At 34.1% G+C, this 13,858-nt stretch carries 10 protein-coding genes; all 10 read left to right on the forward strand.

The features are described from left to right. The first annotated feature begins 14 nt into the window (after window positions 1-14). The 10 genes from K6T82_RS17865 to K6T82_RS17910 all read left to right on the forward strand — a co-directional run bounded on the left by K6T82_RS17865 (window position 15) and on the right by K6T82_RS17910 (window position 13,849). Window positions 15-2,168, forward strand: coding sequence for a TonB-dependent receptor plug domain-containing protein (locus tag K6T82_RS17865; RefSeq protein ID WP_223708552.1), 2,154 nt, complete (start codon window positions 15-17; stop codon window positions 2,166-2,168). Between the two features lie 12 nt (window positions 2,169-2,180). Continuing rightward, window positions 2,181-3,596, forward strand: coding sequence for an HmuY family protein (locus K6T82_RS17870; RefSeq protein WP_223708554.1), 1,416 nt, complete (start codon window positions 2,181-2,183; stop codon window positions 3,594-3,596). A 278-nt stretch (window positions 3,597-3,874) separates the two neighbouring features. Then, window positions 3,875-5,353, forward strand: a complete 1,479-nt coding sequence (locus tag K6T82_RS17875) for an SGNH/GDSL hydrolase family protein (protein ID WP_223708556.1) — start codon at window positions 3,875-3,877, stop codon at window positions 5,351-5,353. Continuing rightward, on the forward strand, window positions 5,350-6,771 hold the full coding sequence (locus K6T82_RS17880) for a GDSL-type esterase/lipase family protein (RefSeq protein ID WP_223708558.1): 1,422 nt from the start codon (window positions 5,350-5,352) through the stop codon (window positions 6,769-6,771). Before K6T82_RS17875 ends, K6T82_RS17880 begins: the two co-directional genes overlap by 4 nt. 1 nt (window position 6,772) lies before the next feature. After that, window positions 6,773-8,455, forward strand: a complete 1,683-nt coding sequence (locus K6T82_RS17885; RefSeq protein WP_223708560.1) for an MBOAT family O-acyltransferase — start codon at window positions 6,773-6,775, stop codon at window positions 8,453-8,455. Between the two features lie 367 nt (window positions 8,456-8,822). Beyond that, complete coding sequence (gene ffh / locus K6T82_RS17890; RefSeq protein ID WP_223708562.1) at window positions 8,823-10,175, forward strand: signal recognition particle protein; 1,353 nt, start codon at window positions 8,823-8,825, stop codon at window positions 10,173-10,175. Window positions 10,176-10,315: 140 nt separating this feature from the next. Then, window positions 10,316-11,203: a bifunctional 5,10-methylenetetrahydrofolate dehydrogenase/5,10-methenyltetrahydrofolate cyclohydrolase gene (locus K6T82_RS17895; protein ID WP_223708571.1), complete on the forward strand. Its 888-nt coding sequence runs from the start codon at window positions 10,316-10,318 to the stop codon at window positions 11,201-11,203. A 413-nt stretch (window positions 11,204-11,616) separates the two neighbouring features. Then, complete coding sequence (locus K6T82_RS17900) at window positions 11,617-12,543, forward strand: magnesium transporter CorA family protein (protein WP_223708574.1); 927 nt, start codon at window positions 11,617-11,619, stop codon at window positions 12,541-12,543. Window positions 12,544-12,939: 396 nt separating this feature from the next. Further along, on the forward strand, window positions 12,940-13,554 hold the full coding sequence (locus tag K6T82_RS17905; protein WP_223708577.1) for a hypothetical protein: 615 nt from the start codon (window positions 12,940-12,942) through the stop codon (window positions 13,552-13,554). Between the two features lie 4 nt (window positions 13,555-13,558). Further along, complete coding sequence (locus tag K6T82_RS17910; protein ID WP_223708580.1) at window positions 13,559-13,849, forward strand: winged helix-turn-helix domain-containing protein; 291 nt, start codon at window positions 13,559-13,561, stop codon at window positions 13,847-13,849. Window positions 13,850-13,858: the final 9 nt, after the last annotated feature.

Consider the following 13,858-nt stretch of genomic DNA (forward strand, 5'->3'; position numbering starts at 1 on the left):
ATTGAATAAAAATAATGAAAATTAAAATTACCCTTTTTGCTGGACTACTTATTAGTACTTATTCTTTTGCTCAGCAAAAAGATAGTGTTGTTTCTCAGGAAAAACTTTCTGAGGTCGTTGTGACGGGACAGCTAGAACCACAGTCTATTAAAAAATCTGTTTTTAATGTGCGTGTTATATCTAAAGAAAATATAAAACAGCTGGCAGCAAATAATCTAGCAGATGTATTGAATCAGTACTTAAATATTACTGTTACATCAAGCGGACAGGACGGTCGTTCAAAGGCCTCTATGTTTGGGTTAGATTCTCAATATTTTAAGATTTTGGTTGATAATATTCCGTTAGTAAGTGATACAGGAATGGGGACAAATGTTGATTTAACGCAGGTAAATCTTGATGATGTTGAACGAATCGAAATTATCGAGGGTTCAATGGGGGTAACTCATGGTGCAAATGCTGTAAGTGGTATTTTAAATATTATTACTAAAAAGGGAGGCGGATATAAGTGGCAAATTGGTGCAACTATTCAGGAGGAAACAGTTGGTAAAGAGTTTGCCTTTTTTGATAAAGGGCGCCATATTCAATCTGCAAAAATTGCTCATAATTTTAATGAAAATTGGTTTGTAAATATTGGAGGAAACCGAAATGCAATGGCTGGTTATTATGAAAACAGACAAGGTAAAGATTATGATATTAATGATGGATTGAGAGGATATACACAATTGCCAAAAGAACAATTAGTAGGAAACGCCATTGTAGGTTATCAAAAAGATGCTTTTAGAATTTTTTACAAATTTGATTATTACGGAGAAGATGTTCACTACTACAATCCACTTGTGAATATTACGGATAATTATCCTTTTCCAGACACCTATTTTTCAAGAGATAAAAGATATATAACCAATCGTTATTACCACCATTTAAATGCCAGTGGAAATCTTTTCTCAACTTTAAAATACAATGTTTCAGTTTCTCAACAAAAACAAGAGCGTGATTTAGAGAATTTTGTTTATCATCTGGATACGAAACAAGAAACAGATAACACCAGAGACACTTATCAATCAAAGGAGGTGTTTTATTCAACAGGTACGCTTAGCAATTTTTTTGACAATAAAAAAGTTGATTTTCAGCTTGGTTACGAAATTACAAATGAGAATGGTTTTTATGACTCTTCGGTTGGGGCATTCAGAGATGATAGCCAACAAGGTGTAGATATTAGAAAGAGACTTGAGAATTATGATGTTTTTTCGGTAGCAGAAATTGGTGTAAGTGATAGATTTTCGATTCGTCCAGGGCTTCGATTTTCATTTCAAACTGCTTTTGATAATCAATATGCAAGCTCATTGGGTTTAAGGTATCTTTTTGACAAAGGACTCGAGGCTAGAGGGTCTTTTGGTAAAGCGTATCGTACTCCAAATTTTGATGAGTTGTATACTTATTTTGTTGATTCAAACCATAATATGCAAGGTAATCCCGATTTGATTCCTGAAACAAGTAGTTCTTATGAGGTGAGTTTAAAAAGAGCCTGTACTTTAGGTTCTGGAGCGCAGATCTCAAATAACTTGGCCGTTACTTATTTGGATGTTAATGATAGAATTGATTTGGTTACGACACAGGTAACTCCTTTGAGCTACAAGTATCTTAATATCAATAAATATAAGATGTGGAACATTTCAACAGTAGAGCAATTTACTTATAAAAATTGGAATGTAATGTTAGGTGCAGCTGTTGTGGGAATTTCTAGAACACTTGATCTAGCAGCTGAAAACCTAGTGTCTGATGATAAATTTTTCTACTCTTTTAGAATCAATTCAAATGTCTCTTATAACATTACTAAATGGAACACTTTGATAGCAGTTTTCTATAAATATAATGGTCAGCAACAGCAATATGTTGCAGGAACTGGAGCCGATGGAAAAGCTGGTTTCTTTCTAAATACACTGGAACCTTTTAGTTATATGGATGCGTCAATTCGTAAAACATTTTTTAAAAATCAATTTGAAGTTACAGTTGGAGCCAGAAACCTTTTTGATGTAACCAATCTGCAGTCAATGCAAAATGGCGGTGGTGGAGGTGCTCATGGTGATGGGGGAACAACAAGCAATATGCTAATGGGATATGGCCGCTCATACTTCTTAAAACTTACGTATAATCTAAATTTTAATTAATAAATCAATAACATGAAAAAGAACTTTATTTTAATACTATCTTTTGTATTACTTGCCATTGGGGCTTGTAGTAGTGATGATGAAGTAGCGTTGCCAAATGCTGTGGCATTTGCTTCAACGTCTATAAATTTATCGGCAGAAACAACTCCGATTGAAATTAAATTTGCATCTCCAACTGCATCAGCAGGATCTTTAACTTTGACTGTTACTGAAACTGCTGTAGCAAATGGTACAGATTTTAGCACTACTCCAGCAGTAGCAGCAAATACTGTTGTAGTACCGTTTGAAAAAAATGTTTCTTCGGTAAGTTTTTCTTTCAAAAAATTAAAGGAAGCTATTGAAGGTGAAGTTAAAAATGTAGTTTTCACTATTAGCAGTGTAACTATCAATTCTGTAATTTCTGATAACAAATCAGTTCAAGTGAACTTTAATGAAACAGCTTCTTTAGGAAATGCTTTAGCTCCTGGAGTTGGTGGGCCAACACAACCAAATCAAGTTTTTGTTGATTTAAGCAGCGGAAAAATGACTGCCGTTCCTAGAGTTTCATGGGATTTAGGATTTGCTTCTGGAACAGATTTTAGAGTAGTAATTAACAATACTGTAAAAATGTCTGCAAAGCAAACTACTAGTACAAATATTGATGAGGTTCAAGCTGAAGATGCAACAATGCTTATCAATAACGGACAAGGTAGTACAACTCAAATAGATGATCCAGCAGGAGATATTACCAAAACAGCTATTGCTGCAATTTCTGCTACAGATAGTGAAAATAAAGTATACCTAATCAATTTAGGAAGCAACCCTAGCGCTACTAATCCAGCAGTTGGATCTGAAGGAACTGCAGGAGGATCATCTAGAGGATGGAAAAAAGTTAGAATCTTAAGAAGTGGAAACGATTATAAAGTACAATATGCTGATATCGCAGCTACTACACACGATGAAATAACTGTAACTAAAAATGCAGCTTACAACTTTACTTTCTTAAGCTTATTAGATAAAAAGGTAGTTAGTGTAGAGCCACAAAAAGCACAATGGGATATTACTTTTACAAGTTTTACTAATACAACTTCATTTGGAACAGGTTTACTTCCTTATAATTTTGCTGACTTCGTTTTAAATAATGTTAAAGGTGGTGCAAAAGCTTACCAAGTACTTACAACAGCTTTTACTTACGATGCTTTCACATTAGCAAATGTTGACAATACTAAGTTTACAGACGATCAAAGAAATATTGGTTCAAACTGGAGAGGAACTACTGGTGGAACTGATGCAAATGGTAATCCAGTTTCTTTATTTGTAGCAAGATCGGATCGTTTCTTCGTGGTTAAAGATCCAGCAGGAAATGTTTATAAAGTAAGATTTACAGCGGGTGTAAACGCGGCAGGAGAAAGAGGTAATCCTACATTCCAATACGCTATTTTGAAATAATTTTAAAATGAAAAACTAAAGATTATAAAGATTTTCATTCTAAAAATACAATGCAACGCATCAAAAATTTAGTTAATCATTAGCTTTGTTTTTTTTATTTTTTTTTGATTTAGAGGTTAGATTTTTCTAACCTCTTTTTTTTGTTCTAGTTTCTTGTTAAAATGAATTAGAAACAAAATGTTATTCTATCTTTGCAAAAATTTTTTCTGCAATAAGTTAACAATTATTTAATTGGTTTAATTTTTGAATGCAGTCCTTTATACTTTTATAATTATTAAGTGAATACAAAATCTTATTTTTTTCAGTCTTTTGCCATCGTCGCTTTAGCGTTGGTTGCTTTTATTGGGTTCAAACAAATCCTTCCTGACAAAATATTTTCAGACAGTAAATTAGATTCTAAAAACATATTAATAGATAGTCTGCTTTTGGAATCTGTAGCCAAAGATTCGCTTTCTCTGGATGATGATAGTATTGCTGAAAGTGAAAAGAAACTTAATAAACAGAAAATCGTTTTTAATGAAACGGAAGGAATCGAATTTCCAGCAGAAACTTTTGAAAATTATAAAGGATATCAATACCTGATTTCTTTCTATGAAAAATTATATCAGTTAGAGAAAAATCCACAAAATAAAGTTCGAATCGCGTATTATGGAGATTCAATGACCGACGGAGATTTAATTGTTCAGGATGTTCGTGCCAATTACCAAGAACGTTTTGGGGGAAATGGAGTTGGTTTCGTATCAATCTCCTCAGAATCGGCTGCGTCTCGAGGATCTATTATATCTACCTATTCTAAAAACTGGAAAGCGCAATCGTATTTAAATGTAAAAAAACCAACAAGTCCTTTTGGAGTAAACGGACATGTGTTTTTTGCAAATGATAAATCGAACTCAACTTGGGTTCAGTACGAAGCCGGACTTAAAAAACATGCTACTTCTTTAGATAATGCAACCTTATTTTACGGTCGTGCTTCTAAAACCGGAAAAGTGAATTTTATTATAGGAAAAGATACTATCAAGAAAAGCCTTTCGCCAAATAATTTAGTAAATACACTTAGAGTTTCTTCTGGAAGTTTAAAAGCATTCAAAGCTAATTTTGTTCAGGCAGATTCGATTCCGATTTACGGATTTAATTTTGATGACGGAATTGGGGTGCATGTAGATAATTTTTCTCAAAGAGGAAATTCAGGACTTCCGATTTCGATGTTCAATGCCGATGTGATGAGAGCCTTTAATAACAATCTGAAATACGATTTGATAATTCTGCATTACGGAACAAATGTTTTGAACTACGGAACCAAAAATTATTCTTGGTATGAAAAAGGAATGACTAAAACCGTAAATAAAATCAAAGAATCATTTCCGGGCGTTTCGATTTTGATTGTTTCAACAGCAGATAAATCGACCAAATACGACATGGAAATGAAAACCGATTCTGCTGTAGTTCCTTTAATGAAGGCACAAAAACATTATGCATTAGAATCTCAGGCAGGATTTGTGAATTTATATACCTTAATGGGCGGAGACGGATCAATGATCAAATGGGTTGATGAAGTTCCTGCAAAAGCAAATAAAGATTACACCCACTTTAACCAACGTGGAGCAAAAGCCATAGGAAATTTATTGTATGGGCAATTAAATAAAGGATACGAAGAATATAAAGTACTCAGAGGAAAAAGAGATGCTGAAGGGACTAAGCCAAAACCAGTAAGAAGAGCCAGACCCGATTCCGTTTCAATAACAAAAGACAGCGTATGATGAATAAATTAATTGTCTTTTTTTGTTGTCTCTTTTTTACAACAAATGAGAAGGCTCCAAAAAAAGATGTACATCCAACACAAAAGAGTATGATTCAAAAAGTCGATACAGCAACAGTTGAAGTCCTTTCTGATGGTCAGATTTATAATGCGAAAGTTTTACAAGATTTTTTCAAGAAATTAGAAGAAAACGAAAACTATAAAAATCAAAAAATCAATATTGTGCATATTGGTGATTCGCATATTCAAGGTGATTTGATGACAAACGAAATCCGAAAAAATTTGCAACAAAAGTTCGGAAATGCAGGGCGTGGTCTGGTATTTCCATATCAATTGGCAAAAACAAATGGCTCTTACAACGAACGTTTTAAATCAAATCGTGTTTGGGAAAGTTATCGAAATATCCTTCCTTTTAAAAGTAATCCAGTCGGATTATGCGGAATTGGACTTTGGAGAAACACAGGAGGATTTGTAATGGAAATGAATGTTAAAGATCCTTCATATAATTTCAATACCATAAAAATTATTACACCTCAAAATCAGAATATGTTTGATTTGGCTATTTCGTCTAAAATCAATTCGATCCAAACAACAGAGCGAAGAGTTATCACGCATAAGATTAAAAAAGGCGAGGTTCTTGGAAGTATTGCCGATAAATACAATGTCTCAATCGCAGAAATTAAAAGAGACAATCATTTGAAAGGAAATAATATTCGTGCGGGAAGAACTTTAAAAATCGCCACAAATGAAACAAGGGCAAAAACAATTTCTATGTCCGAATTTGTGCCTTTAGCAATAGAATCTGATTCGTATTCGCATTACTACAATTCAGAAAATGCTTTAAGCCGAATTTTTCTGATTCCGAATAAAGAAGCTAAAGATTATGAGTTGAACGGAATTGTGCTAGAAAAAGACAATCCAGGCGTTATTTACAGCGGAATAGGAGTAAATGGGGCTAAATATTCAGATTACAATAAATATCCGTTGTTTTTTGATCAGCTAAAAGCTTTGCATCCGGATTTGCTAGTATTTTCATTAGGAACAAATGAAAGTTACGATCACTTAGATGCAGCAAGTTATATCAAAGAACTGCGTGAGTTTATCAGTAATATAAAAGCTCAGAAAATAGATGCGCCGATTATTGTAATGACGCCGCCGCCATCATTATTGAGAAGAAAACCCAATACGTATATTGATGATTACACGCGACAAATTATCGATACGGCACAAAAAGATGGTTTTGCCGTTTGGGATTTATATGATGAGTTTGGTGGAATGAGCGGAATCAAACAATTAAAAGTACAAGGATTAATTGGGCCAGACTGGGTTCATTATTCTAAAAAAGGATATGAGAAACAAGGCAACTTATTTACTCAGGCATTTTTAAAAGCATACGATAATTTTAAATTAAAGAATTAAGTTGACAACAATAGATAGCATTAACAATTGGTTCATTCAAAATTTTGGTGCAATTACAATAGAACAAGTTGAAAGCTGGTTTGTTTACAATCCTGACGAAAAACTTTTATTTAATACCGGTTTATTTCTAGGTTTATTTTTGGTTTTCTATTTTGTGTATGGTTTTTTACGCAAAACATTTTATTTGAGATTAACGTATGTTATTCTCTTCTCACTATTTTTTTACTATAAATCAAGTGGAATTTATTTTCTGCTGTTATTGCTTTCTTCAGTTGTAGATTATGGACTAAGCCAGATTATTTACAAAGAAAGCCGTGATAGTGTCAAGAAATTATATTTGGTAATAAGTGTAATTTTAAATTTAGCACTTCTTGGTTATTTCAAATACATGAACTTCCTTATTGTTACTTACAATGATATGTTTCATGGTAATTTTGCACTTCATAATGTTTTTCTTCCAGTGGGAATTTCGTTCTACACTTTCCAGTCGATGAGTTATATTATTGAGATTTATCGTGAAGAAATTAAACCAACAAAAAATTACATCGAATATTTATTCTTCGTTTCATTCTTCCCGCAATTAGTTGCAGGGCCTATTGTACGTGCAAAAGATTTCTTGCCTCAGATTTATCAAAAACTAAACCTGACCAAACAAGATGTAAACAATGCTTTGTTTTTGATTATTGGAGGTTTAATTAAGAAAACGGTAATCTCAAATTACATATCAGTAAACTTCGTTGACCGTGTTTTTGATACGCCTTTAAGTTATACTTCTTTCGAAAATTTAATGGCTTCGTACGGATATGCTATTCAAATTTATTGCGATTTCTCAGGATATTCAGATATGGCAATTGGTATTGCATTATTATTAGGATTTAAATTACCTGTCAATTTTAGAACTCCGTACAAATCGACTTCGATTACCGATTTCTGGAGAAGATGGCATATCTCGCTTTCGACTTGGCTAAAAGACTTTTTATACATTTCGATTGGAGGAAACAGAGAGGGGTCTTTCGCAGGATATTTATTCCCAAGTTTGTTCTTCTTCGGATTATTACTTTGGGGAATGTCTTGTTATAACGAAAGTATAATTCCGCTTGTCATTGCCGGGGTAAGTATTTTGATTTTCGCCTTGTCATTTTTGCTTTCAAGCAAAATAAAACAAACCTTAGTAACCAATTTCAACCTGTTTACCACAATGCTTTTAGGAGGTTTGTGGCATGGAGCAGGAGCGCAATTTATAGTTTGGGGAGCACTTCACGGATTAGCTTTGGCAGTTCATAAAATATTCATGGAATTCTTTCCGTCTAAGAAAGACAAGAGTCCGAATTTCTTGTGGAGATTTTTCTCAATTGTAATCACCTTTCACTTTGTAGTTTTCTGTTGGATTTTCTTCCGAGCAAGAGATTTTGAAACAGCATTGCAGGTAATTAATAACATCGGACAATTAACATTCGAACCAGAACTTTGGAAAACAATTGTTCTAGGTTACAAAAATGTCTTCGGATTAATGTTATTTGGTTACGTTTGGCATTTCTTGCCTGAAACTTTCACCAACGGAATGAAATCTGTTTTCGACAAAACACCTTTATTAATAAAAGCCATAATCTTAGGATTCGTTTATTGGATCGTTTACGCAACAGCAGTTGCAGGTTCACAACCGTTTATTTACTTTCAGTTTTAAAAGAGGTTCAAAGGGACATAGTTACAAAGGCGCAGAGGTTTTTTCTCTACGCCTTTTTTGTTTCACGCAGATTCGGCAGATTCTGGCAGATTTAATTTTTATATTTTAAATAATAATCTGCGTGAATCTGCTGAAATCCTTTTAAATCTGCGTGAAGCAAAACTTTGCGCCTTCGCGCCTCTGCGAGCAAAAAAATCAGCGTAATCTGCGAGAGAAAAAACAGCAGTTAAGTAATGTGAGAAATTAGTGTAATTCGTGACAAAAAACCTTTGTCCCTCTGTAGCTTTGTTCCTTTGAACCTTAAAAAATAAATATTGCCTGAAATATCTAATTAGATTATCTTTGCACTTCAAATAAAGAAAATGATATGTTTGATAATTTAAGCGATAAGTTAGATAAAGCGTTCCATATATTAAAAGGACACGGTAAAATTACAGAAGTAAACGTTGCCGATACTTTAAAAGAAGTTCGTCGTGCGTTACTTGATGCCGATGTTAACTTTAAAATTGCTAAAGATTTTACAGCAAGAGTAAAAGACAAAGCAATTGGTCAAGACGTATTGACAACATTACAACCAGGACAATTATTAGTAAAACTGGTAAAAGACGAGTTGACAGAATTAATGGGTGGAGATGTTGCTGGTGTAAACTTATCAGGAAATCCAACTGTTATTTTAATGTCAGGACTTCAAGGTTCTGGTAAAACGACTTTCTCTGGAAAATTAGCAAACTTCTTAAAGACAAAGAAAAACAAGAAACCACTTCTTGTAGCTTGTGATATCTACCGTCCGGCGGCGATCAATCAGTTGCATGTTGTGGGAAACCAAATAGGTGTTGAGGTTTACTCAGAGCCAGAAAATAAAAATCCTGTAGAAATTGCTCAAAACGCAATTAAACATGCCAAAGCAAACGGATTCAATGTTGTGATCGTCGATACAGCAGGACGTTTGGCAGTAGATCAGGAAATGATGGACGAAATTGCTCGTGTACATAAAGCAATTCAGCCACAAGAAACATTGTTCGTTGTAGACTCTATGACAGGACAAGACGCGGTAAACACTGCAAAAGCTTTCAACGATATCTTGAACTTTGATGGAGTTATCTTAACGAAATTAGATGGAGATACTCGTGGTGGAGCTGCACTTTCAATCAAATCGATTGTAAACAAACCAATCAAATTTGTTGGTACAGGAGAGAAAATGGAAGCAATTGATGTTTTCTATCCAGAACGTATGGCAGAGCGTATTTTAGGAATGGGAGACGTTGTGTCTCTTGTTGAAAGAGCTCAAGAACAATTTGACGAAGAAGAAGCAAGAAAACTTCAAAAGAAAATCGCTAAAAACGAATTCGGTTTCGATGATTTCTTAACGCAAATTCAGCAAGTAAAGAAAATGGGTAATATGAAAGACTTGGTTGGAATGATACCAGGTGCTTCAAAAGCCATGAAAGATGTAGAAATCGAAGATGATGCTTTCAAACATATCGAAGCCATCATTCACTCGATGACACCAGGAGAAAGAAGCAAGCCAGCCATTATCGACGTAAAAAGAAAAGCCAGAATCGCAAAAGGTTCAGGAACTAAAGTCGAGCAAGTAAATCAGTTAATGAAGCAATTTGACCAAATGAGCAAAATGATGAAGATGATGCAAGGTCCAGGCGGAAAAAACCTGATGAAAATGATGGGAGGTATGAAAGGAATGCCAGGAGGAATGCCGAGATAAAAAAATAAAAGTTTCAAGTTTCAGGTTTCAAGTTACAAACTGAAATTTGAAACTTTTTCGCTTAATATATACGGAGTTTCGTTTTCAACATGAAGCCTGAAACTTGAAACAAAATTAAAACCTGAAACAAAACAACAACAATGCAAATACTAGACGGTAAAAAAACATCTAACGACATTAAAAACGAAATCGCAGCCGAAGTTCAAGCTATAAAAGATGCTGGAGGAAAAGTGCCTCATTTAGCAGCCGTTTTAGTTGGTAATAACGGAGCAAGTTTAACTTACGTAGGAAGTAAAGTAAAATCATGTCAGGAAATTGGCTTCGATTCGACTTTAGTTGCTTTACCTGAAACTATTACAGAAGACGAACTTTTGGCTAAAATAAAAGAACTAAATGAAGATGATAACCTAGACGGATATATCGTTCAGTTGCCTTTGCCAAAACATATCGATGAAGAAAAAATTCTTTTAGCAATTGATCCAGACAAAGACGTTGACGGTTTTCACCCAACAAACTTTGGTAGAATGGCTTTAGAAATGGAAACATTCATTCCAGCAACGCCATTCGGAATTATGCAGTTGTTAGAGCGTTACAAAGTTGAAACTGCAGGAAAACATACTGTAGTGATTGGAAGAAGCCACATTGTTGGTCGTCCGATGAGTATTTTAATGAGCCGTAAAGGAAATCCTGGAGATTCAACTGTTACCTTAACGCACAGCCGTACTAAAAACTTAGAAGAATTTACTAAAAATGCAGATATCATTATCACAGCTTTAGGTGTTCCAGAATTCTTAAAAGCAGATATGGTAAAAGAAGGAGTAACCATTATAGACGTTGGAATTACACGTGTAGACGATGCATCAAACCCAAAGGGTTATGTGATTAAAGGGGATGTTGATTTTGACGGAGTAAGTAAAAAAGCAGCTTTCATTACGCCTGTTCCAGGTGGAGTAGGACCAATGACAATTGCAATGTTGCTTAAGAATACACTTTTAGCTCGTAAAATGAGAAGCGCAAGAAACAAATAAATTGCTTCAAAAATATAATTAACAAGCCTGTTCAATCGAACAGGCTTTTTTATGTCATAAGTTTAATTTTTTTAAACACATAGAAACATAGATTTAAGTTTTAATAAAAGAATACAAGAGAGAAACAAATTTCTTTCACATAGCAAAAATTTCTCCGGCTATGTTTATTTTAAAAAAGTGAAACGCCTTTTTTAAAGTTTCGAAATCTATGTTTCTATGTGTTTAAAATCTGCGCATAGTGCCATTTTAATATATAATTAATACCCCAAAGGTTTCTGTTTCTATAAATAATAGGTACTTTTGCGCCACATTAAAAAATCACTTCTCCAAATGGACGATTATTATTCGTTAGTATTAAATTAAAAGTGGCATTTTGAATTTCAAAATGCTGCGATAAAACATGTTATTTTGAAATGAAAGCCTTTTACACCAACAACAACGGATTAGTTGAAATCTCAAAATGGACTTCAAATTGCTGGATTCATATCGAATCTCCAACAGAAACAGACAAAAATTATTTACTAGAAGAACTTCAAGTTCCCGAAGCATTCTACAATGATATCGAGGATATAGACGAAAGACCTCGTATAGAAATTGAAGATGGTTGGACGTTGATTATCATGCGCATTCCCGTAAAAAGTGGTGACGTCAAAATTCCATTCCACACCGTTCCGCTCGGAATCATTTTTAAAGACGATATCTGCGTTACAATCAGTTTTTACAAAACAGAAATCATTGCCGATTTTGTATCGTATTCACAACGCAAAAACATTGAAATTCAAGACAATTTTAATCTGGTTTTAAGATTGCTTTTATCTTCCAGCGTTTGGTATTTAAAATATCTAAAACAAATCAATCAGAAAATAAAATTGGCCGAAGATAATTTAGAGAAATCAATCAAAAATGAAGAATTACAAGCCTTGCTTCAAATCGAAAAATGTTTTGTATTCTTCATCACTTCTCTAAAAGCAAACGACGTTTTATTCCAAAGAATTAAAAATTTAAAAGCACACAAAGCCAATTACGATCCGGAATTGTTAGAAGATGTCGAAATCGAATTGAACCAAGCGCAAGACACCGCCAATATTTACAGCAACATCCTGACCGGAATGATGGATGCTTACGCTTCGGTAATTTCCAATAATATGAACAATATTATGAAACAGATGACCTCTATTTCCATCATTTTAATGATCCCGACATTAATCGCCAGTTTATACGGAATGAACGTGCCAAACGGCTTGGAAGAAAGCAAATACGGTATTTGGATTTTACTTTTAATTTCAATTGTTCTTTCCTCTTTCGGCGTATTTTTATTCAAACGCAGAAGATGGTTTTAATATAAAAATCAGAAAGTTATAAAAGCCTGTTCGTTAAGAATAGGCTTTTTCGGTTTTATAATTTGGGCGTGACCTTGTTTTGCAAATGGCGCACCAATCTTAACGCTTATGCGCGCCATTCCCAAAACAAGGTCGGGCTATCCATGCTACTTCGGTAGCTTATTCCTATCCCTCACGCACTCACAAGATCTTCTCGTACCTGCAAGGTTTTCAAAACCTTGTAGGTATATTTGAGGTACACATAAAAATTCAACATGCATTTTGCGCTCAAAAGTTGCTAAATACCTACAAGGTTTTGAAAACCTTGCAGGAATCTAAAGCAATAAAATTTTTTTTTCATTTTTTAGTTGCCAATTCAAAATAAATAATAACTTTGTACTGCAAAGTACTTTAATTATGAATCAAAAGCACCAAGAAGATTTAGCACATATTCGTTCCATGATGGAGCGCTCTTCACGATTTATATCATTAAGCGGACTTTCGGGAGTCTTCGCTGGACTTTCGGCTTTAATTGGCGGTATTTACGTTTATCAGTTAGTCCAAGCAAGCGGAACGGATTATGTAAACGATGATTATAGATCATATTCTGCAGATCTCGTTTCAGAGTTATTTTGGATTGGTATTGTCATTCTAGTTTGCGCATTTGCATTCGGAACTTTTTTTACAGTTAGAAAAAGCCGAAAATACAATTTACCAATTTGGACCTCGGCAACAAAAAAAATGCTATTCAATTTGGCTGTACCGCTTGCTGCCGGTGGAATTTTTTGCCTTGCTTTAATCTATCATGGCTACTTTGGTTTAGTGGCTCCTGCAACATTAATATTTTATGGATTAGCCGTTATAAATGCAGAAAAATATACTTTTTCAGACATTAAATATCTAGGTTTTTCCGAACTAATTTTAGGATGTATTTCGCTTTTTTACATTGGATATGGATTATTATTTTGGATCTTAGGCTTCGGAATCTTGCATATCGCATACGGATTAGTGATGTTCAAAAAATACAAATAACCCAATGGGAATTATTGATAAATTAAATAAAGATTTTGAAAGCCGTGTCAGATTGGGTATTATGTCTATTCTGATGGTCAACGACTGGGTAGATTTTACCGAGATGAAAACGCTTTTAAATATCACTGACGGTAATTTAGCAAGTCATTCCTCTGCGCTTGAAAAAGCCGCGTATATCGAAGTGAAAAAAGAATTTGTAGACAAAAAACCCAAAACTTCTTACCAAGTAACCGATTTAGGACGTGCAGCTTTTAAAGAACACTTATCTTACCTTGAAAAATTAATGAAATCATAAATAACGCTA

The organism is Flavobacterium potami (assembly GCF_020026915.1).
Lineage (GTDB): Bacteria > Bacteroidota > Bacteroidia > Flavobacteriales > Flavobacteriaceae > Flavobacterium > Flavobacterium potami.